The 26360-nt window shown below is 75.0% G+C and carries 21 protein-coding genes; 14 read left to right on the top strand and 7 right to left on the bottom strand.

Translation table 11 applies throughout. The features are described 5' to 3' along the window. Positions 1 to 16 precede the first annotated feature (16 nt). The 3 genes from PSD17_RS04275 to PSD17_RS04265 form a co-directional block, all read right to left on the bottom strand. Complete coding sequence (locus PSD17_RS04275) at positions 17 to 571, bottom strand: MnhB domain-containing protein (protein ID WP_041759984.1); 555 nt, start codon at positions 569 to 571, stop codon at positions 17 to 19. Beyond that, positions 568 to 2934 (bottom strand): hydrogen gas-evolving membrane-bound hydrogenase subunit E, encoded by a 2367-nt coding sequence (gene mbhE / locus PSD17_RS04270; RefSeq protein ID WP_234027981.1) that lies wholly within the window; start codon positions 2932 to 2934, stop codon positions 568 to 570. The genes PSD17_RS04275 and mbhE overlap by 4 nt, the downstream gene beginning before the upstream one ends. Before the next feature lie 236 nt (positions 2935 to 3170). After that, positions 3171 to 5387 (bottom strand): malate synthase G, encoded by a 2217-nt coding sequence (locus PSD17_RS04265; protein ID WP_339121677.1) that lies wholly within the window; start codon positions 5385 to 5387, stop codon positions 3171 to 3173. 269 nt (positions 5388 to 5656) lie between these two features. On the opposite strand from PSD17_RS04265, the gene PSD17_RS04260 reads away from it, so the two are divergent. The 8 genes from PSD17_RS04260 (at position 5657) to PSD17_RS04225 (ending at position 15328) form a co-directional block, all read left to right on the top strand. Continuing rightward, positions 5657 to 7111, top strand: coding sequence for an FAD-linked oxidase C-terminal domain-containing protein (locus tag PSD17_RS04260; protein WP_339121675.1), 1455 nt, complete (start codon positions 5657 to 5659; stop codon positions 7109 to 7111). A gap of 44 nt (positions 7112 to 7155) precedes the next feature. Next, positions 7156 to 8322, top strand: coding sequence for an FAD-binding oxidoreductase (locus PSD17_RS04255; protein WP_339121673.1), 1167 nt, complete (start codon positions 7156 to 7158; stop codon positions 8320 to 8322). Continuing rightward, positions 8319 to 9698, top strand: coding sequence for a (Fe-S)-binding protein (locus tag PSD17_RS04250; RefSeq protein ID WP_013676843.1), 1380 nt, complete (start codon positions 8319 to 8321; stop codon positions 9696 to 9698). Before PSD17_RS04255 ends, PSD17_RS04250 begins: the two co-directional genes overlap by 4 nt. Positions 9699 to 9920: 222 nt before the next feature. Next, entirely contained in the window at positions 9921 to 10511 is a 591-nt protein-coding gene (locus PSD17_RS04245; RefSeq protein ID WP_339121670.1) for a DinB family protein, read from the top strand. A gap of 35 nt (positions 10512 to 10546) precedes the next feature. Beyond that, on the top strand, positions 10547 to 11251 hold the full coding sequence (locus PSD17_RS04240; RefSeq protein WP_233899137.1) for a GntR family transcriptional regulator: 705 nt from the start codon (positions 10547 to 10549) through the stop codon (positions 11249 to 11251). Positions 11252 to 11408: 157 nt separating this feature from the next. After that, positions 11409 to 12860, top strand: a complete 1452-nt coding sequence (locus PSD17_RS04235; protein ID WP_339121667.1) for an FAD-binding oxidoreductase — start codon at positions 11409 to 11411, stop codon at positions 12858 to 12860. Positions 12861 to 12863: 3 nt separating this feature from the next. Then, positions 12864 to 14042 carry an FAD-binding oxidoreductase gene (locus PSD17_RS04230; RefSeq protein ID WP_339121666.1) on the top strand — a complete coding sequence of 393 codons (1179 nt, stop codon included), beginning with the start codon at positions 12864 to 12866 and terminating at the stop codon, positions 14040 to 14042. Continuing rightward, positions 14039 to 15328: a (Fe-S)-binding protein gene (locus tag PSD17_RS04225; protein ID WP_339121664.1), complete on the top strand. Its 1290-nt coding sequence runs from the start codon at positions 14039 to 14041 to the stop codon at positions 15326 to 15328. The genes PSD17_RS04230 and PSD17_RS04225 overlap by 4 nt, the downstream gene beginning before the upstream one ends. Before the next feature lie 36 nt (positions 15329 to 15364). Here the strand turns inward: PSD17_RS04225 and PSD17_RS04220 are convergent, their stop codons facing one another. Continuing rightward, positions 15365 to 16309: a thiamine-phosphate kinase gene (locus PSD17_RS04220; protein WP_339121662.1), complete on the bottom strand. Its 945-nt coding sequence runs from the start codon at positions 16307 to 16309 to the stop codon at positions 15365 to 15367. A gap of 154 nt (positions 16310 to 16463) precedes the next feature. Here PSD17_RS04220 and PSD17_RS04215 point away from each other — a divergent pair, with 154 nt between their 5' ends. Both PSD17_RS04215 and PSD17_RS04210 read left to right on the top strand, forming a co-directional pair. Further along, complete coding sequence (locus PSD17_RS04215) at positions 16464 to 16700, top strand: Lrp/AsnC family transcriptional regulator (protein WP_103382962.1); 237 nt, start codon at positions 16464 to 16466, stop codon at positions 16698 to 16700. A 5-nt stretch (positions 16701 to 16705) separates the two neighbouring features. After that, positions 16706 to 17281 carry a DUF3515 domain-containing protein gene (locus PSD17_RS04210; protein WP_339121659.1) on the top strand — a complete coding sequence of 192 codons (576 nt, stop codon included), beginning with the start codon at positions 16706 to 16708 and terminating at the stop codon, positions 17279 to 17281. A 16-nt stretch (positions 17282 to 17297) separates the two neighbouring features. Here the strand turns inward: PSD17_RS04210 and PSD17_RS04205 are convergent, their stop codons facing one another. Genes PSD17_RS04205 through PSD17_RS04195 form a run of 3 tightly spaced genes read right to left on the bottom strand, consistent with a single transcriptional unit; the run spans position 17298 to position 21486 of the window. After that, positions 17298 to 18395 carry a D-alanine--D-alanine ligase family protein gene (locus tag PSD17_RS04205; protein ID WP_013676852.1) on the bottom strand — a complete coding sequence of 366 codons (1098 nt, stop codon included), beginning with the start codon at positions 18393 to 18395 and terminating at the stop codon, positions 17298 to 17300. Between the two features lie 17 nt (positions 18396 to 18412). Beyond that, a complete protein-coding gene (locus tag PSD17_RS04200) occupies positions 18413 to 20329 on the bottom strand; it encodes an AMP-binding protein (protein WP_339121656.1) in 1917 nt (638 codons plus the stop codon). 17 nt (positions 20330 to 20346) lie between these two features. Then, the gene (locus PSD17_RS04195) at positions 20347 to 21486 is read right to left on the bottom strand and encodes an acyl-CoA dehydrogenase family protein (protein WP_339121654.1); all 1140 of its coding nucleotides are present in this window, start codon (positions 21484 to 21486) and stop codon (positions 20347 to 20349) included. 248 nt (positions 21487 to 21734) lie between these two features. Between PSD17_RS04195 and PSD17_RS04190 the strand changes: the two genes are divergently transcribed. From PSD17_RS04190 to PSD17_RS04175, 4 genes are all read left to right on the top strand, one after another. Continuing rightward, a complete protein-coding gene (locus PSD17_RS04190) occupies positions 21735 to 22337 on the top strand; it encodes an isochorismatase family protein (RefSeq protein WP_339121652.1) in 603 nt (200 codons plus the stop codon). Between the two features lie 109 nt (positions 22338 to 22446). Further along, a complete protein-coding gene (locus tag PSD17_RS04185) occupies positions 22447 to 23118 on the top strand; it encodes a pyridoxamine 5'-phosphate oxidase family protein (protein ID WP_041762228.1) in 672 nt (223 codons plus the stop codon). A 36-nt stretch (positions 23119 to 23154) separates the two neighbouring features. Continuing rightward, positions 23155 to 25284 carry a prolyl oligopeptidase family serine peptidase gene (locus PSD17_RS04180; RefSeq protein WP_339121650.1) on the top strand — a complete coding sequence of 710 codons (2130 nt, stop codon included), beginning with the start codon at positions 23155 to 23157 and terminating at the stop codon, positions 25282 to 25284. After that, positions 25281 to 26309: a mechanosensitive ion channel family protein gene (locus tag PSD17_RS04175; protein ID WP_013676858.1), complete on the top strand. Its 1029-nt coding sequence runs from the start codon at positions 25281 to 25283 to the stop codon at positions 26307 to 26309. Before PSD17_RS04180 ends, PSD17_RS04175 begins: the two co-directional genes overlap by 4 nt. The last annotated feature ends 51 nt before the right edge of the window (positions 26310 to 26360 follow it).

Genomic DNA, 26360 nt, shown 5'->3' with positions numbered 1-26360 from the left:
GCGAGGCTGACGGTGGTCACGAAGCGGCCTCCGACTCGGCGTCGAGGGCGTCGCGCTCGATCCCGCTGCCCAGCGACCGCAGCAGGTCCAGCACGACGCCGACGATCAGCAGGTAGACGCCGACGTCGAGGGCGAGGCTGGAGACGATCTCGAACTCCCCGAGCAGCGGGACGTGCACGGACACCTTCGTCGACGACAGCACCGGTGCCCCGAACGCGGCCGGCACCAGCGCCGTCACCACGGCCACGCACAGCCCGACCCCGACGACCACCGGCGGCCGCACCCGGATCCGCGCCCCGATCTCCGCCCCCTCGCTGCTGCCGCCCGCGATGTGCCGCAGCACGAACGCCAGCCCGGCGACGAGCCCGCCGGAGAAGCCGCCGCCGGGGCCGTAGTGGCCGACGAGCAGCAGGTACAGCGAGAAGACGAGGACCGCCGGGAAGAGGATCCTGGCCGCGAGCTCGAGCAGCAGGGTGCGCTCGGATGTGACCGGGCAGTCGCCGGGCAGCATCCAGTCCTCGGTGGGCGAGTCCCACCGCGGCCAGGGGACGCGGGTGTCCTCGGCACTCATCCGGACACCTCCTTCTCGTGGGCCGGGGTGCCCGACCCGCTCGCGCGGACCTTGCCGCGACGTCTGCGGTCGTGGCGGGTCGCGAGCACGAGGCTCGCGGTGCCCGACGCCGCGACCAGCAGCACGGTGATCTCCCCGACGGTGTCGAGCGCGCGGAAGTCGACCAGGATCGCGCTGATGATGTTGGTGGCCCCCGTCTCGGGCGCGAGCCGGACGAACTCCTCGCTGGCCGTCGCGGGTGCGGTGCGGGCGCCGGAGAGCACGATCCCGAAGACGCCGACGGTGATCCCCGCGATCGCGGCGAGCACGCCCTTCCGCACCTGGATCGCGCGGCGTGGCCGGCGGCGCTCGGTGAAGTGGGCGGGCAGCCTGCGCAGCACGAAGACGAACGCGACGAGGGCGAGCGTCTCGACGAGGAACTGCGCGAGCGCGAGGTCGGGCGCCCCGTCGACGATGAACAGCCCGCCGATGCCGTACCCGACGGCGCCGACGAGGAGCACGGCGGTGAACCGGCGCCGGGCCCGGACCATCGCGAGCGCCGCGGCGACGACGACGATCCCCAGCGGGATCTGGATCCACTCGTGCACGACCGGGACGTCGGCCGGCCACGCCCAGCCGAGGACGAGCCCGATGCCGGGGAGTGCGATGACCATGAGCAGCACGGTGGCGAGGTAGACCGGCAGCGAACCGACCTGCAGCCGGCCGGTGACGAGCACCGCGAGGCGTTCGAGGCCCGACACGACGAGCTCGTAGCCGCGCTGCGCCGACACGCGGTGGTGCAGCCGCCGGGTGAGTGCCGCGACGCGGTCGCGGCCGGTGTGCAGCAGCAGACCGCCGGCGAGCGCGACCGCGGACAGCCCGAGCGCGAGGTTGAAGCCGTGCCAGAGCGCGAGGTGGTAGCCGGCCTCCTCGGCGGTGCGCGCGGGCAGCGTGTCGCCGTAGGCCTCGGCGAGGACGGCGGCGACCGGCGCCACCAGTCCGAGCACCAGGCCGGCCAGGGAGGTGATCCACAGCGGCACGGTCAGTCCCGGCGACGCGGGTGCGGGCGTCACCGGGTCGACGCCCGGCTTCGTCGCGAACGCGCCCCAGAGGAACCGCGCGCTGTAGGCGACGGTCAGCACCGACCCGGCCACGAGCCCCACCTCGACGACCCCGCCGCGCAGGCCGCCCTCGAGCAGGAACGCCTCGAACGCGGCCTCCTTGGCGACGAACCCCAGCAGCGGCGGGATGCCCGCCATCGACGCGGCCGCGAGCGCCGACGCCGCCGCCAGCCCCGGCATCGCCCGGCCCAGCCCGGACAGCGCACCGATCTCGCGGGTGCCCGTGACCTTGTCGACGGTGCCCACGACCAGGAACAGCGTCGCTTTGAACAGCCCGTGGGCCAGCAGCAGCGCGGCCCCCGCGACCGCGGCGAGCCTGCCGCCGACGGCGAACAGCACCATCAGGAAGCCCAGCTGGCTGACGGTGCCGAAAGCCAGCAGCCGTTTCAGATCCGTCGCGCCGAGTGCGCGCCAGCCGCCGATGAGCATCGTCGCCAGCCCGAGGACGACGAGCGGCAGCCACCACTCGGCGCTGCTCGCGAACGCCGGGGAGAGCCGCGCCACGAGGAAGACCCCGGCCTTGACCATCGACGCCGCGTGCAGGTAGCCGCTGACGGGCGTCGGGGCGGCCATCGCCGCGGGCAGCCACGGGTGGAACGGTGCCTGCGCCGACTTGGTCAGCACGCCGAGCAGGATCAGCACGATGCCCGCCGTGACGGCCCCGCCCGTCGGCGGCGAGGCCACGATCGCCGAGATCCGGTAGGTGCCCGCGGACTCGCCGACGAGCACGAACCCGAGGAGCATCGACAGCCCGCCGAACACCGTCACCAGCAGCGCCTGGACCGCGGCCCGGCGGTTGGCCCGGTGCAGCCCGCTCTGCCCGACGAGCAGGAACGACGCGATCGACGTCAGTTCCCAGAAGACGTAGAGCGTCAGCAGGTCGTCGGCGACGACGAGGCCCAGCATCGCGCCCGCGAAGAACAGCAGCAGCGCGGAGGTCCGGCTCGCGTCGGGGCTGCGCCGGCCGAAGTAGAACGCGCTGTAGGCCAGGATGACCGCGCCGACCCCCGAGACCAGCACGATCATGACCAGCGCGAGTGCGTCGAGTCGGACGTCGAACGTCAGGTGCAGGGCAGGCGCCCACGCGAGGTTCTCCTCGACGGCCGCGCCGCCCAGCACCGCCGGCGCCATCGCCGCGGCCCACACCAGCGTCACCGCGGGCAGGACCGCGGCCAGGCCGAACGCGGCGCGCGTGCTGCGCGCGGCCACCGCGGGCAGGGCGCAGGCCAACACGAGGTGGGCGGCGACGAGCGCGAGCAGCAAGGAACCTCCTTGCGGCGTCCCGCGGCCCGTGCGATCGGCGTGATCACAGGTGGGCCGTGCGGACGGCACGGGCCGCCTCGGGGTGCGGACCGTACCGGCCCGGCGGTCGGGTCACCGTCGGGTCGGTGTTCGGGTGGGCTGTCGGACCGGATACCGCCCGACCCCGCCCACCCTACCGGCCGAAACGCGGACGGGGCGGCGGCACCGCGGCCGGCGGCACCGCGACCCCGCCCGGATCAGGCCTGCCGGCCCGCGTTCTCCTTGGCCTTGCGGCGCCACGCGGTGAGCACCCGCTCGGTGTAGCCGTTCGGTTCCTCACGACCGGTGAACACCAGCTCCAGCGCGGCCTGGAACGACTCGCTCGCCTCCAGGTCGTCGCTCATCGGCCGGTAGCCGGGCTCGCGGGCGTTCTGCTCGTCGACGAAGGCCGCGAGCCGGGCGAACGTCTCCCGGACCGTCTGCTCGTCGACGATGCCGTGCGCGAGCCAGTTGGCGATGAGCTGGCTGGAGATCCGCAGCGTGGCGCGGTCCTCCATGAGCCCGACGCCCTCCAGGTCCGGCACCGTCGAGCACCCGATGCCCAGCCCCACCCAGCGCACGACGTAACCCAGGATCGACTGGGCGTTCGTCTCCAGCTCGTGACGGACGTCGTCGGCCGATGGCCGCCCCGTCGACCCCGGGCCCGTCGACCCCGGGCCGAGCAGCGGCGGCTCCAGCAGCAGCGCGCGGTCGGTCAGGGGACGCGCCGCGATCTCGCGCTGCCGCTCGCCGACGTCGACGCGCAGGTAGTGCAGCGCGTGCAGGGTCGCGGCGGTGGGCGAGGGCACCCACGCGGTGTCGGCGCCCGCGCGCGGGTGCTCGATCTTGGCCTCGAGCATCTCGCGCATCGCGGCGGGCTTGGCCCACATGCCCTTGCCGATCTGGGCGACGTCGGCGAACCCGGCCCGCAGCGCGACGTCGACGTTGCGGTCCTCGTACGCGCCGAACCACGTCGCCGACCGCATGTCGCCCTTGCGCACCACCGGGCCGCCCGCGAAGCAGGTGTGGATCTCGTCGCCGGTGCGGTCGAGGAAGCCGGTGTTGACGAAGATCACCCGGTCCTGGGCGGCGGCGATGCAGGCCTCCAGGTTGACCGACGTCCGCTTCTCCTCGTCCATGACGCCGACCTTGAGCGTCCGCTCGGGCAGCCCCAGCGCGCGCTCGACCGCCGCGAACATCTCGACGGTCAGGGCCACCTCGGCCGAGCCGTGCTGCTTCGGCTTCACGACGTAGACGCTGCCGGTGCGGGAGTTGCGGTGCGGCCCGAGGCCGCGCAGGTCGTGCAGCGCCGCGGTGGCCGCGACGAGCAGGTCGAGCAGCCCCTCGACGACCTGGTCCCCGGCGGCGGTGCGCACGGCGTCGGTCGTCATGTGGTGGCCGACGACGCGCACCAGCATCACCGACCGTCCCGGCAGGGTGACCGTCGAACCGTCGGGCGCGGTGTGGTCGCGGTCGGGCTCGGCGCGCCGGGTGACGGTCTGGCCGCCCTTCTCGAAGCTGGCGACCAGGTTCCCGGTCATCAGGCCGAGCCACGTGCGGTAGGCGCTCGCCTTGTCCTCGCCGTCGACGGTCGCGACGGAGTCCTCGAGGTCGACGATCGTCGTGACCGCCGACTCCAGCACCACGTCGGCGACGCCCGCGTGATGACCGCGCCCGACGCGGTGTGCCCGGTCGATCCGGAGCTCGACGTGTAACCCGTTGCGGCGCAACAGGACTGCTGTCGGCTCGGCCGCGTCGCCGCGGTGCCCGGCGAACCCGGCCGGATCGGCCAGCGCGGGGACGAGCGCGCCGTCGGCGACCGTGTACGCGTCGACGTCGGCGTGCGAGCCGTCGGCCAGCGGGAACAGCTCGTCGAGCAGGCGGTCGGCCTCGGCGATGACCTGGGCGCCGCGCCGCTCGTCGTACCCGGGCGCGAGCTCGTGGTCCAGCGGCAGCACGTCGGTCCCGTAGAGCGCGTCGTACAGCGAGCCCCAGCGGGCGTTGGCGGCGTTGAGCGCGTAGCGCGGCACCGTCGCCGGCACGACGAGCTGGGCGCCCGCCACCTCGGCGATCTCCGGGTCGACGTTCGTCACCGTGAGCCGAGGCTGCGCCTCCGGTTCCAGGTAGCCGATGTCGGTGAGGAAGCGCGCGTACGCGTCCCTGGTCGCGCCGGTGACCGGGCCCGGGTGCTCGGCGTGCCAGCCGTCGATCCGGGCCTGCAGCGCGTCGCGGCGCTCCAGCACCTCACGCACGCGCGGCGCGAAGTCGGCCTGGAGCTCGGCGAGCGCGGACCAGAACCGCGCCGGGGTGATGTCGTCGAGACCGGCCAACAGCTCCTCGGTCACGAACCTGTCCAGTGCGGGGTCGACCTGCAGGCCCGCGTCCTGCGCCCCGGCCGTCCGGCCGGTGTCGCGAGCGGTCGGTGTTGCGGCCATGGGTCCGCCCTTCTGTCGCCACGTCCAGTTCGTCGTCGACAACTCGTCGTCAACGGGTCTAACAATGGATTCCCGCTTCCGCAACGCGGAAGTTTCGCGATCCCTTTCCTGGTGTGAGTTCGGGCACTGCACGCCCGGTTCAGCAGTGTGGCCCCGCGCGGGCGATCGCGCTCGTGCGGTGACGGCACGTGGTCGCGGCGGGCGTTACCGTGGCGTTCCGACGGTCCCGACGGGGGCCGCCGGGCGGCGATCGGACGCGAGGAGGCCCCATGGCGCTCGACGATGCGGCGCGGGCCGCGCTGGCCCGGGCGGTCGGCGTGGAGAACGTCGTCGACGACCCGGTCGGGCGCCGCGCGTACGAGTGCGACGGGCTCACCGGGTACCGCGTCGTCCCCGATCTCGTGGTGCTCCCCCGCGACGCGGCGGCCGTCGCCGCCGCCGTGCGGGCCTGCGCCGAGCACCGGGTGCCGTTCGTCGCCCGTGGGGCCGGGACGGGGCTGTCCGGCGGTGCGCTGCCGGTCGCCGACGGCGTCGTCATCTCGCTGTCGCGGCTCAAGCGGGTACTCGACGTCGATCCCGTCGACCGGCGCGCGGTCGTCGAGCCCGGCGTGACGAACCTGGAGATCACCGCGGCCGCCGCGGCGCACGGCCTCTACTACGCCCCCGACCCGTCCAGCCAGCAGGTGTGCACGATCGGCGGCAACGTCGCCGAGAACTCCGGCGGCGCGCACTGCCTCAAGTACGGGTTCACCAGCAACCACGTGCTGGCGATGGAGGTCGTGCTCCCCGACGGCTCGGTCGTGACGCTCGGCGGCGACTCCGCCGAGCAGGCGGGTCCCGACCTGCGTGGGGTCTTCCTCGGGTCGGAGGGCACGCTCGGCATCGCGACGTCGATCACCGTGCGGCTGCTGCGGGTCCCCGAGACGGTCCGCACGCTGCTCGCCGACTTCCCGTCCGTCGCCGCGGCGGGCGACGTCGTGAGCGACATCGTCGCCGCCGGGATCGTGCCCGCCGCCGTCGAGATGATGGACACGCTCGCGATCGAGGCCGCCGAGGAGGCCGTGCACGCCGGCTACACGGTCGGCGTGCCCGCGGCGCTCGTCGTCGAGCTCGACGGGCCCGCCGAGGAGTGCGACGTGCAGTTCGAGCAGGTCAAGGCGATCTGCGACCGGCACGGCTGCACCCGGCTGCACATCGCGGGCTCGGGCGAGGAGCGGGCCGCGATCTGGCGGGGGCGCAAGGCCGCGTTCGCCGCGGTCGGCCGCATCTCCCCCGACTACTTCGTGCAGGACGGCGTCGTCCCGCGGACCCGGCTCACCGAGGTGCTGGCCCGGATCGCGGACATGGGCGAGCAGGCCGGGCTGCGCGTCGCCAACGTGTTCCACGCGGGCGACGGCAACCTGCACCCGCTGGTGCTCTACAACGCCGCCGCGGGCGAGACCGAGCGCGCCGAGCACCTCTCCGGCTCCATCGCGGAGCTGTGCGTCGAGCTCGGCGGGGCGCTGTCGGGCGAGCACGGCATCGGTACGGACAAGGCGTGCTCGATGCCGCGGATGTTCGGCGAGGAGGACCTGGCGACGATGGGCCGCGTGCGCGCCGCGTTCGACCCCGACGGCATCTGCAACCCCGGCAAGGTCCTGCCGACGCCGCGGCTGTGCGGGGAACGGCCCGGGAAGTACCGGCCGCACCCCCTGGAGGAGTCGGGCCTGATCGACCGTCTCTGACCGTCCCGTTCGCTCCGACCGTCTCGTTCGAAGGACTTGCCCCGATGACGCGCGCGACCCCCACCACGGTCCGCCCCACCGATCTCGCCGCGCTGCGCGCCGCCGTCCTCGACTCCGCCGGGCCGCTGGCCGTCGCGGGCGCGGGCACGGCCGCCGCGTGGGCGGGCGACCTGCAGCACGTCGACACCGTCGTCGACGTCAGCGGGCTCTCCGGGATCGTCGTCCACAACCCCGGCGACATGACCGTGGCCGTGAAGGCCGGCACCCCGCTGCGCGACCTCGCCGCCGAGCTCGCGGGCCACGGCCAGCAGGTCTCGTTCGACGCCGCCCGCGTGGCCCGCGGCGCGACCGTCGGCGGGCTCGTCGCCACGGCCGACGCCGGGCCCGGCGCACTGGTCCACGGCACGCTGCGCGACCTGGTCATCGGCATGACGATCGTGCTGGCCGACGGGACCGTGGCGCGCACCGGCGGGCACGTCATCAAGAACGTGAGCGGCTACGACCTGGCCAAGCTCGTGCACGGGTCGTACGGGACGCTCGCGATCGTCGCCGAGGTCGTGCTGCGGCTGCACCCCGTGCCCGCGGCGTCGGCGACCGTCGTGCTGGACTGCCCGCTCGACGAGGCCGTCGCACACGCCGCGCGGGTGCTCGCGCGACCGCTGGAACCCGCGGCGCTGGAGTGGTGCTCGGTGGGCTCGGGCCCGGCGACCTCCGACGGCCGGCTGCTCGCCCGGATCGAGGGCACCGCCGCGGCGCTGCCGGCCCGGGTCGAGCGGCTCGTCGACACGCTCGGGCCCGGTGCCGCCGAGGCCGACGCCGGCGAGTGGGAGGCCCACGCGTCGACCGTCCGCGGCCGTCCCGGCCAGGCGGTCCTGCGGATCGGGGCACGGCCGTCGCGGATCGGCGGGATCGTCGGCGCGCTCCCGGGTGCCGACGGCCCCGGCGCCGGCGTCACGGTCGGGCTCGGGACGGGCGTCGCGACGGTCGCGCTGCCCGCCGACGCCGACGCCGTCGAGTCGGCACACCTCGCGGTGCACGCCGCCGGTGGGACGTCGGTGCTGCGCGACCGGCCCGCCGGCTTCGGCGGCCCGGCCTGGGGTCCGCCGCCGTCGGCGATCGCGATGCTGCGCAACGTCAAACGTGCCTTCGACCCCGACGGCCGGCTCGGTCCGGGCCGCTTCGCCCCCTGGCCACTGGAGAACTCCCGATGACGTCCACCCCGGCCGGTTCGGCCGACACCAACCTGCCGCGCACGGGCCCCAGCGCGTTCGACGAGCAGCGCCCGCCGCAGCGCGAGCTGCTCGACGACTGCGTGCACTGCGGGTTCTGCCTGCCGACCTGCCCGACCTACCAGCTCTGGGGCGAGGAGATGGACTCCCCGCGCGGGCGCATCTACCTGATGGACCTCGCCGAGAAGGGCGACATCGCGCTCGAGGGCTCGTTCGCGACGCACATCGACCGCTGCCTGGGCTGCATGGCCTGCGTGACCGCGTGCCCCTCGGGGGTCCAGTACGACCGGCTGCTCGAGTCGGTGCGCCCGCAGGTCGAGCGCAACGTCCCACGGGACCGCGACGACAAGCTCTTCCGCGACGCCGTCTTCGCGCTCTTCCCCTACAAGCGCCGGCTGCGCGCCGCCGCCCTGCCGGGTGCCCTCTACCAGCGGCTCGCCCGCGTCCCGGCCGTCCGCAAGCTCGTCGACGGCGGTACGCAACGGTTGCGCGGCACCCGGTTCTCCCGCCTCGCGGCGCTGGAGTCGCTGCTGCCGCCGGTGACGGTGAAGGACGCGTTCGCCACCCTGCCCGCGGTCACCCCGGCCGTCGGCGAGCGCCGCGCCCGCGTCGCCCTCCTGTCGGGCTGCGTGCAGGACGTGTTCTTCCACCGCGTCAACGAGGCCACCGTCCGCGTCCTCGCCGCCGAGGGTGCCGACGTCATCGTCCCCCGCGACCAGCAGTGCTGCGGGGCGCTGGAGCTGCACGCCGGGCGCGAGCCCGCCGCGCTGGCCCGCGCCCGCCGCACCATCGAGACCTTCGAGCGGCTGCTCGCCTCCGGGGTCGACCACGTGGTCACCAACGTCGCCGGGTGCGGGTCGTCGATGAAGGAGTACGGGCACCTGCTGGCCGACGACCCGGCGTGGGCCTCGCGCGCGCGGACGTTCTCCGACTCCGTGCGCGACGTCCACGAGGTCCTCGCCGAGCTCCTCGCCGACGAGCCCCGGGCCCCGCGGCACCCCGTCCAGGCGCGCGTCGCCTACCACGACGCCTGCCACCTCGGGCACGCCCAGGGCGTCCGCGTCCAGCCGCGCGACGTGCTGCGCAGCGTCCCCGGCGTCGAGGTCGTCGACATCCCCGAGGCCGCGCTGTGCTGCGGATCCGCGGGGATCTACAACATGGTCATGCCGGACGCCGCCGACGAGCTGGGTGCCCGCAAGGCCGCCAACGTGCGGTCGGTGCGGCCCGACGTCGTCGTCACCGCGAACCCGGGCTGCCTGCTGCAGATGGGCAAGCACCTCGACGGCGCGGTCCCGTTGCTGCACCCCGTCCAGCTGCTCGACGCGAGCATCCGCGGGGTCCCGCTGCCCCGCCGCTGACGTCACCCCCGCGCACCCGGCGCCGACGTCGCACCCGGACGCCGAGCGCAACCCCACGGTCGCCCCGCGCGCCCGGGACAGCAGCGAGGTTGCGCACCCCGGCCCGAGCGCAACCCCACCGTCGCCCCAAGCGCCGAGGAGAGCGGTGAGGTTGCGCCCGGGTGGGGGCACGGACCGGCGCTCCTGCGGGCGGGGGCGCGCGTGGGGCCCTACGGTCGGCGGGTGCCCGCCACGAGACCGGACCTCGCCGCGCAGCTGCTCGCCCAGCTCGACCGGCACTGGACGAACCTGGTGCGGCCCAGGCTGGCGGGGCTGACCGACGACGAGTACCTGTGGGAGCCCGCGCCGAACTGCTGGAACGTCCGCCGGCGCGACCCCGCGGCGCAGGCGCCCCAGCCCGGCTCGGGGCCGTGGACCGTCGACTTCGAGTTCCCCGAGCCCGATCCGCCGCCCGTCACCACGATCGGCTGGCGGCTGGCGCACGTCATCGTCGGGGTGTTCGGGATGCGCGTCGCGAGCCATTTCGGGGGCCCGCCGATCGGGTACGACGACTTCCCGTACGCCGGCACCGCCGACGAGGCGCTCGCACAGCTCGACGACGTCCACGCGGGCTGGTCGGCCGGTGTCGGCGGGCTCGACGACGCGGCGCTGGCGCGCCCCGTCGGACCGGCCGAGGGAATGTGGGCCGAGCACACGATGTCGGAGCTGGTGCTGCACATCAACCGCGAGGCGATCCACCACGCCGCGGAGGTCCTGCTGCTGCGCGACCTGTACCGGTCGCGGCGCGAGGGCGGCGGCCGGCGCGCGCGGTAGGGTCCGCGGCACCGGGAAGCAGCGGCAGGAGTGTGGTGCGGGTGGCGGTCGGCGCCGCAGCGAACGACCCCGCGCCGCGCCGTGGCGGGGCCAAGCTGCGGGCGCTGGAGTACGTCAAGGACCGCATCCTCACCGGTGACTTCCGCGGCGGCGAGCTGATCAGCGAGGGCGAGGTCGCGGCCGCACTGGGCATGTCGCGCACGCCGGTCCGGGAGGCCTTCCTGCGGCTGGAGGCCGAGGGGCTGCTGCGGCTCTACCCGCAGCGCGGGGCGCTGGTCGTCCCGGTCTCGCCCGAGGAGGTCCGGGCGGTGATGGAGGCCCGGCTGGTCATCGAGCACTTCGCCGCCCGCGCGGTCTGCCGACGCGACGCGACCGCCCGCGCCGAGGTCGTCACCGCCCTCGGCGTCCAGCTCGACCGGCAGCGCGCCGCGGGCGCCGACCTGCGCGGGTTCCTCGACGCGGACCGCGCCTTCCACACCGTGATCGTCGAGGCCGCGGGCAACCCGATCCTGGCCGACGTCTACTCGTCGCTGCGTGACAGGCAGCTGCGGATGATCGGGGAGTCCGCGGTCCGCGACCCGAGGCGGACGGCGACGATCGTCACCGAGCACGAGCGCATCGCGGCCGCGGTCGGGCACGGCGACGCCGACGCGCTGCTCGACGGCGTCCGCGCGCACCTCTCGGGCACCGTCATGGCACTGGGCCTTTCCCCCGACCCGACGCTCCTGACCGCCGACTGACCGGGCCCCGTTACGCGGGAGCGCGCCCCGAGGTGCCCGCACGGCCCTCGCGCGTCGCCGCGACGGCCCCTCGTCACCAGGGTCTTGTCCACCGCACGACCGTCCGGCTACCGTCGCACACAACTTGTATCTCAGTTGTGCACGAGCAGGAGGCTCGATGGACCGCGTGGCACTGCAGGCGGAGCTGGTCGCCGCACTGGGCGCGGACGCCGTGCTCGCCGACCCGGTCTCGCTGCGCGCCTACGAATGCGACGGCCTGACCGGCTACCGGGTGGTCCCGGCGTGCGTCGTGCTCCCGCGCGACACCGCCCAGGTCGCCGCCGCGGTCCGGGTCTGCGCCCGCAACGGGGTGCCGTTCGTCGCGCGCGGCGCGGGCACCGGCCTGTCGGGCGGGGCGCTGCCGGTGGCCGACGGTGTGGTGATCTCCCTGCAGCGGCTGCGCGCGGTCGTCTCGGTGGACCCGGTGAACCGGCGGGCCGTCGTCGAACCGGGCGTGACGAACCTCGACATCAGCAGAGCCGTTGCGGCGCACGGGCTCTACTTCGCCCCCGACCCGTCGAGCCAGCAGGTGTGCACGATCGGCGGCAACGTCGCCGAGAACTCGGGAGGGGCGCACTGCCTCAAGTACGGGTTCACGGTGCACCACATCCACGAGATCGAGGTCGTGCTGCCCGACGGGACCGTGACGACGCTCGGCGGGCCCGCGCCGCACCAGGGCGGGTACGACCTGCTCGGGGCGTTCATCGGGTCGGAGGGCACGCTCGGGATCGTCACCCGGATCACCGTCAAGCTGCTGCCCAGGCCCGCGGCGGTGCGGACGCTCGTCGCGGACTTCCCGTCGGTCGAGCAGGCGGGCGACACCGTCACCGCGATCGTCGCGGCCGGGATCGTGCCGGCGGCGGTGGAGATGATGGACGCGCTGGCCATCGAGGCCGTGGAGGCCGCGGTGTCGGCGGGCTACTCGCGCGACACGGCGGCCGCGCTGATCGTCGAGCTCGACGGCCCGCCCGCCGAGGTCACCGCGCAGTTCGCCGAGGTCGAACGGCTCTGCCACGAGCACGGCACGACGAAGGTGCACGTCGCGCCGACCCCCGAGGCGCGCGCCGCGGTGTGGAAGGGGCGCAAGGCGGCGTTCGCGGCCGTCGGCCGGATCAGCCCGAACTACTTCGTCCAGGACGGCGTCGTCCCGCGCACGCGCCTCGCCGAGGCGCTCACCCGGATCGGTGAGCTGGCCGACGAGGCGGGCCTGCGCGTCGCGAACGTGTTCCACGCCGGGGACGGCAACCTGCACCCGCTGGTCCTCTACAGCGAGGCGCGCGGCGAGCACGAGCGCGCCGAGCACCTGTCGTCGTCGATCGCAGAGCTGTGCGTCGACCTCGGCGGGTCGCTCTCGGGCGAGCACGGCATCGGCACCGACAAGGCGTGCTCGATGCCGCGCCAGTACGACGACGCCGACCTCGCGACGATGACGCTGCTGCGCAGGGCTTTCGACCCCGACGACGTCTGCAACCCCGGCAAGCTGCTGCCCACCCCTCGGCTGTGCGGCGAGCGTCCCGGCCCCCATCGTCCGCACCCGCTGGAGGCGGCGGGCCTCATCGAGCGGATCTGACCGATGCCCACGACCCGGTTCACCCCGTCCGACGTCGACGAGCTGCGAGCCGTCCTCGCCGACACCACCGCCTCGCACGCGCGGCTGCTCGTCGAGGGCGCCGGCACGGCCGCGACCACCGGAGGCAGGCCCGACCCGGCGGACGCCGTCGTCGACACCACCGGGCTGTCCGGCGTGCTGCGCTACAACCCGGCCGACATGACCGTCGCCGTCCGCGCCGGCACCCCGTTGACGCAGGTCCAGGCCGAGCTGACGGGGCAGCGCGTCGCGTTCGACCCGGCCCGCGGCCGCCGTGGCGCCACCGTCGGCGGGCTGCTCGCCACGGCCGACGGCGGTCCCGCCCGTCAGCAGTTCGGGGTGCTGCGCGACCTCGTCATCGGGGCGACGGTCGTGCTCGCCGACGGCACCGTCGCGCACTCCGGCGGGCACGTCATCAAGAACGTCGCAGGCTACGACCTCGCCAAGCTGTTCCACGGCTCGCTCGGCACGCTGGGCGTCGTCGCAGAGGTCGTGCTGCGGCTGCACCCGCTGCCGCGGCACGTCGTCACCGTCGCGGTCCCGGGCCCGGCCGAGGAGGCCACCCGCACCGGCACGGACCTGCTGGGCCGCGGCATCGAGCCGGCCGCGCTGGAGTGGACGCCGGACTCCGGGCTGCTGGTGCGGCTCGAGGGCACCGAGGAGGGGGTCCTGGCACGGGCCGGGGCCGTCGAGGCGGTCGGCGGCACCATCCTGTCCGACGACGCGCAGGTCGCGGCGTGGGCCGGCGTCGACGCCGTCGCCGACCCCGCGGCGCCCGGGACGACGGTGCTGCGCGCCGGCACGCTGCCCTCGGACGGGCCGGGATTCGTCGCCACGCTGGCCGCCGCGGCCGCGCGGGCCGGGGCCGACCTGGCCGTCAGCAGCGGCGTCGGCACCGGTGTGCACACCGTCGCGCTCACCGGGGGCGACCACGCCGCCGTCCTCGCCGCCGCGCACGCCGCGGCCGGACCCGCGGTCACGGTGTTGCGCCACGACGGGCTCGACCCCGACGCCCCGCTGTGGGGGCCGCCGCCGGCCGCGGTGGCCCTGCTGCGGGCGGTCAAGCAGCGGTTCGACCCGACCGGCCGGTTCGGCGCAGGTCGCCTCTCCCCCTGGCTCGCCCCCGTCCGTGACGTCCCCGCCACCGAAGGAGTCCCCGCGTGAGCACGTCGTTCGACGCCCGCCGCCCGCCGCAGCGCGAGGTCCTCGACGACTGCGTGCACTGCGGCTTCTGCCTGCCGACCTGCCCGACCTACGCCGTGACGGGCACCGAGACGGAGTCCCCACGCGGGCGCATCTACCTCATGGACCTGGCCGCGCAGGGCACGATCGGGGTCGACGAGGCCTTCGGCGAGCACATCGACTCGTGCCTCGGCTGCCTCGCGTGCGTGACGGCGTGCCCGTCGGGTGTGCAGTACGACCGGCTGATCGAGTCGGTCCGCCCGCAGGTCGAGCGCAACGTCGCGCGCAGCCGGGCCGACCGGCTGTTCCGCGGGCTCGTCTTCGCGCTGTTCCCGTACCCGAACCGGCTGCGGGTGGCCGCGCTCGGCGGTCTGGTCTACCAACGGTCGGGGCTGCGCGCGCTCGTGCGCCGGCTCGGGCTGCTCGACCGGCTGCCCGCGCGGCTGCGCGCGCTGGAGTCGCTGCTGCCGCCGGTCACCGTGCGCGCGTTGCTGGCCCGGACCCCGGAACGGACGCGGCCGCCGGGCGCGGCGCGGTTGCGCGTCGGGCTGCTGGCCGGCTGCGCGCAGCGGGTCTTCTTCGGCGACGTCAACGCCGCCACCGTGCGCGTGCTCGCCGCCGAGGGCTGCGACGTGCTCGTCCCCCGCGACGTGCAGTGCTGCGGCGCCCTGTCCGTGCACGCCGGGCGCGAGGACGAGGGCCTGGCCCGGGCACGGGCGACGATCGAGATGTTCGAGCGGTACCGGCTCGACGTCGTCGTCGCCAACGTCGCCGGGTGCGGGTCGACGCTCAAGGAGTACGGCGCGCTGCTCGCCGACGATCCCGCCTGGGCCGAGCGCGCGGCCGCGTTCAGCGCCACGGTCCGCGACGTCACCGAGCTGCTGGCCGAGCTCCCCCCGCAGGCCCCGCGACACCCCGTCGCGGCGCGCGTCGCCTACCACGACGCCTGCCACCTCGCCAACGCCCAGCGCGTCCGCGAGCAGCCCCGCGCGGTGCTGCGCGCCATCCCCGGCCTGCAGCTGCAGGACGTCGCCGAGGCCGAGCTGTGCTGCGGATCGGCGGGCATCTACAACCTCGTGCAGCCCGTGACGGCCGAGGAGCTGGGGCAGCGCAAGGCGGCGAACCTGGAGGCCGTCGCACCGGACGTCGTCGTGACGGCGAACGCGGGCTGCCTGCTGCAGATCCGCCGCTTCCTCGACGCCGGCATCCCGGTGCTGCACCCGGTGCAGCTGGTCGACGCGTCGATCCGGGGCTGCGACCCCGTGTGAGTGGCGCCCCCGGCCGGTGGAACGCCACCCACGAGGTCACCCGGCGAAGTGGTCCCAGCCGGCGGCGCCCTCGTGCGGGGCGCCGTCGACGAGGACCGCGGCGTCCCCCTCGGTCACCCCGCCGATCACCGTCCAGCCCTCGGGGACGGCACCGGGCGGGAAGGTCGCCGCGAGCGCGTGGTCCTCACCGCCGGTCAGCAGCCATTCGAGCGGGTCCACACCCAGCGCGGACGCGACCTCGACGAGCCGCGGCGGGACGACCAGCGCCGACGTGGACACGTCGACGGTCACGCCGGACGCGGCGGCGAGGTGCCCGAGATCGGCGAGCAGCCCGTCGGACACGTCGATCATCGACGTCGCGCCCGCCCGCGCCGCCTGCGGTCCGGCGGCGTAGGGCGGCTCCGGAACCCGGTGCGCCCCGACGACCGCGACCGGCGACCGGAACCCGCGGTGCAGCACGTCGAGCCCCGCCGCCGCCCAGCCGATCCGCCCGCACAGCGCGACGACGTCGCCCGGCTTCGCGCCCGCCCGCGTCACCGGCGGACGGCCCTCCAGCGAGCCCAACGCCGTCACCGACAGCACGATCGCGGGCCCGGCGGCCACGTCCCCGCCGACGACCCCCGCGCCCGCCGACGACGCCTCCGCCCACAGCCCGGACGCGATGCCCTCCAACGTCTCCACCGGTGTGTCGCGGGGACAGGCGAGCCCGACGAGCAGCGCCGTCGGGACCGCGCCCATCGCCGCCACGTCGGCCAGGTTGGCCGCGGCGGCCTTGCGCCCCACGTGGTCCGGCGCCGACCAGTCCAGCCGGAAGTGCACGCCCTCGACCAGGACGTCTGTGCAGGCGACGACCCGGCCGTCCCGCGCCTCGACCACCGCGGCGTCGTCGCCCGGCCCGAGCAGCGTGGTACCGGGCTGCACCCGGTCCGCGGTCACGCGCCGTATCAGGCCGAACTCGCCGACGTCGCGAAGTGTGTTCATCGCCTCGGTTCCCTCTGACGGGGAGGCCGACGATGTGGGCACTGCGGCTACCTCCGGTACGGTTTGACTTCCGACTTTCCAGCTCGACACGACCCGTCGCGCCCGTGCGGCGCGGCTGCGCTGCCCGGCAGCGCGCACCCGAGAGGAGCACGCCGTGGTTCAGGCCTTCATCCTGGTCCAGACCGAGGTCGGCAAGGCGGCCTCCGTGGCGAGCGCCATCGCCGGCATCCCCGGGGTGGTGTCGGCCGAGGACGTCACGGGGCCGTACGACGTGATCGTCCGCGCGGAGGCCGAGGACGTCGACCAGCTCGGCCAGCTCGTCGTCGCCCAGGTCCAGGGCGTCAGCGGCATCACCCGCACGCTGACCTGCCCGGTCGTCAAGCTGGGCTGAGCGTCGTGCGGCAGGCGGGGACCGACGTCCGGACACCGCGCTCGCCCGCGGTCGTCGTGGCCGTGGCGCTGCCGGTGCTGCTGGCCGTCGCGGTCGCCGTCCTCGCGATCGTCAACCGGGACGCCGGCAAGCCCCTACCCCCCACGACGGACACCACCCCGCTCGCCGCGGCTCCCGTCGACGCCCCCGACGCGAGCGGCCCGCAGTGCACGGCCCTGCTCGCCGCGCTGCCCGCGACCCTCCCCGGCGGCGACGGCCAACTGGCCACACGGCCGCTGGCCGACCCCGCCCCGGCGGGGGTGCGCGCCTGGGCGGCACCGTCGCGCCCCGTCGTCCTGCGCTGCGGGCTCCCCCGGCCCGCGGAGCTGACGCCGACCTCGGCGCTCGTCGTCGTCGACGGGGTGAGCTGGCTGCAGCTCCCCGACGACGTCCCCGATCCCGTGCAGTCCAGCTGGGTGGCGGTCGACCGCCCGACCTACGTCGCCGTGACGACGCCCGCGACGGTCGGCAGCGGTCCCCTGCAGGCGATCTCGGACGCGATCACCGCGACGATGCCCGCCACGCCGATCGCCGTCCGCTGACGGCGACCGCCGCGGCTCAGCGCAGCCCGGTGCCGCGGGCCAGCGCGGTGTCGACGAGCGTGGCGAGCAGGGTCGGGTAGTCGACACCGGTCTCGGCCCACATCCGCGGGTACATCGAGATCGGGGTGAACCCCGGCATCGTGTTGACCTCGTTGACGACGGGCGCGCCGTCGTCGCCGACGAAGAAGTCCACCCGCGCGAGGCCCTGGCAGTCCAGCGCCCGGAACGCGGCCACCGCCTGGTCGCGCACCCGCTCGGTGACGTCGTCGTCGAGCTTGGCGGGGATGTCGAACTCGCACGCGTCGTCGAGGTACTTGGCGTCGAAGTCGTAGAACTCCGCCGACCCGGACACGAGCCGGATCTCCGCGGGCAGGCTCGCCCGCACGGTGCCGTCGGGGTACTCGAGGACGCCGCACTCGACCTCACGACCGACGATCGCGGCCTCGACGAGCACCTTGGGGTCGTGCACGCGGGCGGCCGCGACGGCCTCGTCGAGCCGGTCCCAGGAGGTGACGCGGGTGATCCCGACCGACGACCCGGCGCGCGCGGGCTTGACGAACACCGGCAGCCCGAGGCGTTCCTGCTGCGCCGCGGTCAGCGACTGCGTGCCCGGCCGCAGCACCACCAGCGACCCGACCGCGAGCCCCTCGGCGGCCAGGAGCTTCTTGGTGAACTCCTTGTCCATGCCCGCGGCGCTCGCGAGCACGCCGGACCCGACGTAGGGCAGCCCGGCCATCTCGAACAGCCCCTGGATCGTGCCGTCCTCGCCGAAGGGTCCGTGGAGCACGGGGAAGACGACGTCGACACCGGAGAACACCTCGCCCGCCCGGTCGCGGTCGAGGCGGACGAGGCCGCCGCGGGTCGGGTCGCCGGGCAGGGCGAGCGCGGCGCCGGTCCCGTCGACGACGGGCAGGGTGCGGCCGTCGATGCGCAGCCGGGCGGGGTCGTCGGTGCCGAGCACCCAGGCGCCGTCCGGCGTGATGCCGACGGGCACCACGTCGAACCGGTCGCGGTCGAGGTGGGCGAGCACGCTGCCCGCCGACACGCACGAGATGGTGTGTTCGGAGCTGCGGCCACCGAACACCACCGCGACCCTGGTCCTGCGCTCACCCATGAGGGACGAGCGTAGGGCTACCCGCGCACGACCTCGGTCACCGCCTCCAGCGCCGCCGGGTCCTCCATCGCCGACGTGTCGCCGGTCGGCCCGCCGTGCACGACGACGTCGCGCAGCAGCCGGCGCATCGTCTTGCCGGTGCGGGTCTTCGGCATGGCCGGGGTGACGTAGACGCGGTCGGGCCGGGCGTACCCGCCCATCTCCCCGGCGACGAGGGCGCGGATCCGGTCGGCCACCCCGTCGTCCGAGGACGAACGCAGCGTCACGAACGCGATCGGCACCGTCCCCTTCGTCTCCTCCGGCACCCCGACGACGGCGGCCTCCACGACGTCGGGGTCCGACGTCACGACGGCCTCGATCTCCATCGTCGAGATGCGGTGCCCGGCGACGTTGATGACGTCGTCGGCGCGGCCGAGCACCCAGATGTGCCCGTCGTGGTCGAGGACGGCCTCGTCGTTGGTGGCGTAGCTGCCCGGGAACTTCGCGAAGTAGGTGTCCAGGTAGCGCTGGTGGTCGCCCCACACCGTGCGGCACAACGTCGGGAACGGGCCGGTCAGCACGAGGTTGCCCTTGACGCCCGGGGGCACGGGCTCACCGGAGTCGTCGACGATCGCGAACGTGTGCCCGGGCACCGGCGTCCCGGCGGAGCCGGCCTTGAGCGGGTCGACGCCGTAGACGGGGTAGGTCCAGGTCGAGCCGGTCTCGGTCTGGCCGTAGGCGTTGATCACGGGCACGTCGAAGGTGTCGGTGGCCCAGGCGAAGGTGTCGCCGTCGAGCGGCTCGCCCTGCGCGGTGATCAGCTTCAGCCCGGGCAGCGGGTGGGCCGCGGCGAGGTCGTCGCCGAACTTGCGCAGCATCCGGATCAGCGTCGGCGCCGCCAGGATCTTGGTGACGGCGTGCCGCTCGCAGATCTCGTAGAACCGCGCGGGGGTCGGGGTGTCGAGCGCGCCCTCGAAGCAGGCGACGGTCATCCCGCACGCCAGGCCCCCGACGACGGCCTGGATCGGGAAGGTCAGCCAGCCGACGTCGGCGGCGACCCAGTAGACGTCGCCGTCCTCGCGGCCGACCTGCCAGTGCGCGTTGGCCCAGGACCCGAGCAGGAAACCGCCGACCGAGTGCACCACGCCCTTGGGCCGCGACTCGGTGCCGGAGGTGAAGATCAGGAACGACGGGGCGTTGGGGTCCAACGGGACGGCGGGAGTCCCGCCCGCGCCGGCGGCGAGCACGTCGGCGTAGGAGCGCTCCCCCTCCCGCAGGGCGACGCCGTCGCCGGTCCGGTCGACGACCACGGTCGCCCGGACGCTCGGGCACCTCGCGAGGGCCGAGCGCAACGTCGACAGCAACTGCACCCGGCGCCCCCGCCGGTACGACGCGTCCGCCACGACGACCACCGCCGCCCGCGCCGCCTGCAGCCGCGACGCGACCGCCTCCTCGCCGAACCCCGAGAACAGCACCGTGTAGACGGCGCCGATCCGGTTGCAGGCGTGGATGGTCGTGAACGCCTCGACGAGGTTGGGCATGTAGACGGCGACGACGTCGCCCTCCCCGACGCCGAGGTCGAGCAGCCCGGCCGCGAGCCGGGAGACCTCGTCGGCGAGCTCGGCGTAGGTGACGGTGCGGACCTCGCCCGGCTCGCCCTCCCACACGATCGCGGCACGGTCGGCCGTCGCGGGGTCCTCGGCCCAGCGGTCGACGCAGTTGTCCGCGACGTTGATCAGACCGCCCTCGAAATACCGGAAATCGGAGACGCCGCCCGTCCGGACGGTGTCCCACTCCCGGGTCCACCGCTGCTGGCGCGCGACCCATTCCCAGTAGTCGTCGGGCTCGAGCGCACGGGCCTTCGCCAGCGACTCCACGCGGTCGGCCACCGTCCACCCCGGAGGGAGCGGTCGCAGCGGGGTGTCGAGCAGCTGCGCGAGGCTGTCGTCGGACATCGTCGTCCTCCTGGTCTCTATCCCGCCATCCCGCGGGTCAGGATCTCGAGCTGGATCTCGTCGGTGCCACCGCCGATGCGCAGGATGCGGGCGTCGCGGTAGTGCCGGGCCACGGGCGACTCCTCGACGAACCCGGCGCCGCCGAAGAGCTGCACGGCGTCGTCGACGATCCGGTTGGCGGCCACTGCGGCGAGGTACTTGGCGCGGGCCACGGACCGCCCGGCCTCGGGGTGCCCGGAGTCGAGCCGGGCGGCGGCCTGGTGGGTGACCAGCCGGGCGGCGTCGAGCTCGATCTCCATGAGCGCGAGGCGGTGCCGGATCGTCTGCAGGTGGGTGAGCGGCGCGCCGAACGCCTCCCGCTCCCGGGTGTACCCGAGCGCGAGGTCCAGGCACTCCTGCGCGTGCCCGAGACCCATGGCCGCCAACGCGATCCGCTCGAGCTGGAAGCCCTCCATGATCTGGTAGAAGCCGCGGTCGACGGCCCCGACCACGGCGTCGGACGGGACCCGGACCCCGTCGAGGACGACCTCGCGGGTGTCCGAGGAGTGCCAGCCCATCTTCGGCAGCGGCCTGCTGAACGACAGGCCCGGCGTCCCCGCGGGCACCTCGAACAGGGTGACGCCGCGCCGACCCGGCTCGCCGGTGCGGGCCGCGACGACGAGCACGTCGGCGATGCCGGCGTTGGTGATGAACATCTTGCGGCCGTCCAGGACCCAGCCGTCGTCGGCGGGGCGGGCGGTCGACCGGATGCGCGCGACGTCCGATCCCGTGTCCGGCTCGGTCACCGCGATCGCGGCCACCGCCTCGCCCGAGGCGATCGCCGCGAGCCAGCGGTCCTGCTGCGCGGGCGAGCCGTAGCGCACCAGGTGCGTCCCGGCCATGTAGGCGCTGACCAGCGCGGTGACGGCGATCCCGCCGCTCGCGCGGGCGATCTCCTCGGCGAAGATCGCGACTGCCAGCGCGTCGCCGTCGGAGCCGCCGAACTCGGGCGGGGTGACCAGGCCGAGCATCCCGGCGTCGCCCAACGGCTTCCACAGCTCCGCCGGGAACGTGCCGGCGGCCTCGGCGGCGTCGACGGCCGGGCGCACCACCTTGTCGACGAACCCGCGGCACACGTCGCGGAACTCGCGGTGCTCGTCGTCGAGCTCCCAGGACATCGTCGGCACCCCCGAGGAAGATCGTCGGTCGATCGGACAGTACGACGTCCGAGGCCGCGGCGCGCGGTCCTGTCCGGATCACCCGTGTCGCACGGTTCGGACCGTTCCGCTCGGGGACACGGCCGCGCCGGGTCCGAGCCACCCGGCCGGGGCGCGCCTGCGGACCCGGGCCGCGCGGCCGCGGCGCCGAACGTCCGTCGCGGCCCGCGGCCCGCGCGATCTACGGTGCGGGGGACACTGGAGGCGCGATGACCGGCATCCCCCCGCGGTCGGGCCGGGTCCCCCGACCTGCGGTGCTCGTCGTCGACATGGTGCGCGCCTACACCGAGCCCGACGGGCCGTTCGCCCTGCCCGACCCCGGCCCCGCGCTCGCCGGGTGCGGCGCGCTGGTCGACGCCGCGCGCGCGGGCGGGCATCCCGTCGTGTGGGCGGTCGTGCGGTACCCGGCGGACCTCGCCGACGGCGGCCTGTTCGTCCGCAAGGTGCCCGCGCGCGCCGTGTTCGCCGAGGGCGCCACGGGCGACTGGGGCGCGATCGCGCCGCCGCTGACGCCGGTGCCGGGTGAGACGGTCGTGGTGAGGCGGTACGCGTCGGCGTTCCTCGGCACCACCCTCGCACCGGCGCTGGCGACCGCGGGGGTGGCCACGCTCGTCGTGTGCGGGGTGCCGACGTCGGGCTGCGTCCGCGCGTCCGCCGCCGACGCGCGCGCCGCCGGCTTCCGGCCGCTGGTGGTGCGGGACGCGTGCACCGACCGGACCGTCGGGCTGCACGAGGGGAACCTCGCCGACATCGCCGCCACCTGCGCCGACGTGGTCGATCTCGGCGAGGCGCTCGCCCGTTTGTCCGGATGAGGGCTTCCGTCGCGCCCGGGCCCGCAGGCAGGATCGGCGGGTGAGCGCCTCCTCGTCCACCCCGCCGTCGCACGTCCCGCCGTCGCAGGTCCCGCCGTCGCAGGTCCCGCTGTCGTCCACCCCTCGCAGCACGCTCGGCAGGCTGTCCGAGCGCGCCCGGACCGACCGCGCCGACCTCTACGCCGTCCTCGACGCCGGGCTCGTCTGCCATCTCGGGATCGTGCTCGACGGCGCGCCCGTCGTGCTCCCGACGGGCTACGGGCGCGACGGCGACACCCTCTACCTGCACGGCTCCACCGGTGCCTCGACGCTGCGCGCGGCGGCGACCGGTATCCCGGTGTGCGTGACGGTCACCCACCTCGACGGGGTCGTCTACGCCCGCTCGGTGTTCCACCACTCGATGAACTACCGCAGCGCGGTCGTGCACGGCACGGCGCGGCTGGTCACCGACGAGCAGCAGCGGCTGGACGGGCTGCGGGCGCTCGTCGAACAGCTGGCGCCCGGGTCGTGGACCCACGCCCGGCTCCCCGACCGCAAGGAGCTGGCCGCGACCACCGTGCTCGCCCTCGACCTCGCCGAGGCCAGCGTCAAGGTGCGCACCGGTCCGCCGGGTGACGACGCCGAGGACGTCGCGAACCCCGCGTACTGGGCCGGGGTGCTGCCGGTGCGCATGGTCTGGGGCGAGGCCGAGCCCGCGCCCGACCTCGCGCCCGGCACCCCGACCCCCGACCACGTCTCCGCGCGGCCACGACCGGGGGTCCACGCTGCTCACGAGGGGTGACGGGACGTCGGGACGGCTCCCGTAACCTCGGCGCGCGTGAGCAGTGCCGACTCCCCGTACCCGCCCGCCGAGCGGCTCGACCTCGTCGAGCGCCTCCACGGCCACGACGTCGCGGACCCCTACCGCTGGCTGGAGGACCCGGCCGATCCGCGGACCGTCGCATGGTCGGCGGCGCAGGACCAGCTCACCGCCGCCCGGCTGACGGCGCTGCCGGGTCGCGACGCGCTCGCGACGCGGCTGCGCGGGCTGCTCGACGCCGGCTCGGTGTCCGCGCCGCTCTGGCGCGCCGGGCGCGCCTTCCTCGTGCGCCGCTCGCCCGGCCAGGAACACGCCGTCGTGCTCGTGCGCGAGCCCGGCCCCGACGGCACGACCGTCGAGCGGGTCCTGCTCGACCCCGTCGCGCTCGACCCCGACGGGCTGACGACGCTCGACGCCTGGGTGCCCGACCTCGAGGGCCGGCGGCTCGCCTACCAGGTCTCGCGTGGCGGTGACGAGAACTCGGTCCTGCACGTCATGGACGTCGCGAGCGGGGAACTCGTCGAGAAGCCGATCGACCGGTGCCGCTACGCCGACGTCGCGTGGCTGCCCGGCGGTGAGGAGATCGTCTTCGTGCGCAAGGTCGCCGACGACGACGTGCCGGCCGGCGAGGAGAACCTGCACCGGCGCATCTGGCGGCACCGCATCGGCACCGACACCTCGACCGACGTGCTGCTCGATGGCCCCGGGCTCTACGAGGGGCACAGCTACTACGGCGTGCGGGTCTCGCGCGACGGGCGCTGGCTCGTCGTCACCGCGAACGTCGGGACCGCGCGCCGCGACAGCGTGTGGATCGCCTCCCTCGACGGCAGGGGTACCGGCGAGCTCGTCCCGCTCCTCACCCAGGACGACGACGTGCAGGCCGTGCCGTGGGTCGAGCGCGACGGGCTGCTCTACGTCCTCACGACCGACGGCGCCCCGCGCTGGCGGCTGTGCGTCACCGAGCCCGAACGGCCGCAGCGCGAGCACTGGCGCGAGCTGGTGCCCGAGGACCCGGAGTCGGTGCTGGAGGCGGTCCGACGGCTCGAACCCGCACCCGACGACCCCGGCGGCGAGCCGCTGCTCGTGCTCGCCCGCGCCCGGCACGCGGTCGCGGAGCTGGCCCTGCACGCCCTCGACGGCACCCCGCGCGGGACCGTCCCGCTGCCCGGCACCGGCTCGGTGTCCGGGCTGACCGTCGCCGACCGCGACACCCCTGCCGAGCACGGCAGGCTGTGGATCGGCTGGACCGACCTCGTCACGCCCTACCAGGTGCAGCGCTACGACCGCGCCACCGGCCGGACCGTGCTCGCCGAGGCCGCGCCCGGCGAGGTCGACGTCCCCGACGTGCACACCGAGCAGGTCGAGTTCGCCTCCGCCGACGGCACGACCGTCCGCATGTTCGTCATCCGGCCGGCCGACGCACCCGCCGGGCCGGTCCCGACGCTGGTCACCGGCTACGGAGGCTTCGGCATCACCCGCGAGCCCGCCTACACCCCGACCGCGCTGACCTGGGTCGCGGCGGGCGGCGTCTACGCGCTGGTGTCGCTGCGCGGGGGCGGCGAGGAGGGCGAGGCCTGGCACCTCGCCGGGAACCGCGCGAACAAGCAGAACGTGTTCGACGACCTGCACTCGGCCTGCGAGCGGCTCGTCGCCGACGGCGTCACCAGTCCCGACCGGCTCGCGATCACCGGCGGGTCCAACGGCGGCCTGCTCGTCGGCGCCGCGCTCACCCAGCGGCCCGACCTGTACCGGGCCGTGGTCTGCTCGGCGCCGCTGCTGGACATGGTCCGCTACGAGGAGTTCTCGCTGGGCCGCACGTGGAACGACGAGTACGGCACCGCCGCCGACCCCACCGAGCTCGGCTGGCTGCTGTCCTACTCGCCCTACCACCACGTCCACACCGGCACGACGTACCCGGCCGTGCTGTTCACCGTCTTCGAGTCCGACACCCGGGTCGACCCGCTGCACGCCCGCAAGATGTGCGCCGCGCTGCAGCACGCCACCGCGGGCGACCCCGACACCCGCCCGGTGCTCATCCGTCGCGAGACCGACGTCGGCCACGCGGGCCGCTCGATCTCGCGCACCGTCGCGCTCGCCGTCGACCAGCTCGCGTTCCTCGCGGCCCACACCGGACTGGAGCTGACGTGACCGCCACCGCCGCCCTCGCCGAGGGTCTGCTCCCCGACCAGCCGATCTGCGCCGCGGACCCGGGGACGTGGTGCGCCCGCTTCTACCAGTGGACCCACAGCGACTTCCTCGCCGCGTCGGCCGACGTGATCGTGTCCAAGACCTTCTCGATCCTGCTGATCGTCCTGGTCGCGCTCCTGTCGCGGTGGCTGCTGCACCGGGCCATCCGCCGGCTGATCGACAACGCCGTCGACAACCGCTTCTCACGCGCGATCGCCCGCCGGTCCCCGCGGCGGCAGCGCAACGGCTCGGTCGAGGCGGTGACGGCCCGCCGGTCCCAGCGGGCCAAGACGATCGGGTCGGTGCTGCGGTCGATCACGTCGGCCGTCGTGCTGCTGATCGCCTCGATCATGATCCTCGCGGAGTTCAACGTCGCGCTCGGCCCGATCCTGGCCTCCGCCGGGATCGTCGGCGTGGCGGTCGGGTTCGGCGCGCAGAACCTGGTGCGCGACTTCCTCTCCGGGATGTTCATGCTCCTCGAGGACCAGTACGGGGTGGGTGACGTCGTCGACGTCGGGGACGCCGTCGGCACCGTGGAGACGGTCGGTCTGCGGATCACGACGATCCGCGACGTCAAGGGCACGCTGTGGTACGTCCGCAACGGCGAGATCGTCCGCGTCGGCAACATGACGCAGGGCTACGCCGTCGCGGTCGTCGACCTGCCGCTCGCGCACACCGCCGACACCGACGAGGTCACCGAGCTCGTCACGCGGGTGTCCACGGAGCGGCTGGCGCAGGACGACGTCAAGGACGACGTGCTCCAGCCCGTGCAGGTGCTGGGCGTCGACAAGGTGACGGCCGAGGGCATGGTCCTGCGACTGACGGCCAAGGTGAGTCCCGGGCGGCAGTTCGTCGTGCAGCGGGCACTCAACGCGGCCATCACCAGCGCGCTCGACGACGCCAAGATCCCCCGCCCGGTCGTCTACCCGGCCGCCGCGGACACGTCGAAGGCGGCCATCTCCGGTCCGGGCGGCGGTACGACGTGACCGTTCGGTCCCGGGGCCCGGTGCCGCGAGGCCACCGTCCGCGACAGGGGA

The sequence above is a fragment of the Pseudonocardia sp. D17 genome (assembly GCF_036984265.1).
Lineage (GTDB): Bacteria > Actinomycetota > Actinomycetes > Mycobacteriales > Pseudonocardiaceae > Pseudonocardia > Pseudonocardia benzenivorans.
Note: the sequence above shows the minus strand (reverse complement) of the source record. Positions and strands in the feature narration are given on the sequence as shown.

What these genes read in the sequence shown, in the direction of transcription:
- PSD17_RS04260 (WP_339121675.1), top strand. Translation starts at nt 5,657, where the DNA reads ATGGCGCTCGACGATGCGGCGCGGGCCGCGCTGGCCCGGGCGGTCGGC.
- PSD17_RS04265 (WP_339121677.1), bottom strand. Translation starts at nt 5,387, where the DNA reads ATGGCCGCAACACCGACCGCTCGCGACACCGGCCGGACGGCCGGGGCG.
- PSD17_RS04230 (WP_339121666.1), top strand. Translation starts at nt 12,864, where the DNA reads ATGCCCACGACCCGGTTCACCCCGTCCGACGTCGACGAGCTGCGAGCC.
- PSD17_RS04190 (WP_339121652.1), top strand. Translation starts at nt 21,735, where the DNA reads ATGACCGGCATCCCCCCGCGGTCGGGCCGGGTCCCCCGACCTGCGGTG.
- PSD17_RS04220 (WP_339121662.1), bottom strand. Translation starts at nt 16,309, where the DNA reads ATGAACACACTTCGCGACGTCGGCGAGTTCGGCCTGATACGGCGCGTG.
- PSD17_RS04235 (WP_339121667.1), top strand. Translation starts at nt 11,409, where the DNA reads ATGGACCGCGTGGCACTGCAGGCGGAGCTGGTCGCCGCACTGGGCGCG.
- PSD17_RS04250 (WP_013676843.1), top strand. Translation starts at nt 8,319, where the DNA reads ATGACGTCCACCCCGGCCGGTTCGGCCGACACCAACCTGCCGCGCACG.
- PSD17_RS04255 (WP_339121673.1), top strand. Translation starts at nt 7,156, where the DNA reads ATGACGCGCGCGACCCCCACCACGGTCCGCCCCACCGATCTCGCCGCG.
- PSD17_RS04275 (WP_041759984.1), bottom strand. Translation starts at nt 571, where the DNA reads ATGAGTGCCGAGGACACCCGCGTCCCCTGGCCGCGGTGGGACTCGCCC.
- PSD17_RS04200 (WP_339121656.1), bottom strand. Translation starts at nt 20,329, where the DNA reads ATGTCCGACGACAGCCTCGCGCAGCTGCTCGACACCCCGCTGCGACCG.
- PSD17_RS04195 (WP_339121654.1), bottom strand. Translation starts at nt 21,486, where the DNA reads ATGTCCTGGGAGCTCGACGACGAGCACCGCGAGTTCCGCGACGTGTGC.
- PSD17_RS04205 (WP_013676852.1), bottom strand. Translation starts at nt 18,395, where the DNA reads ATGGGTGAGCGCAGGACCAGGGTCGCGGTGGTGTTCGGTGGCCGCAGC.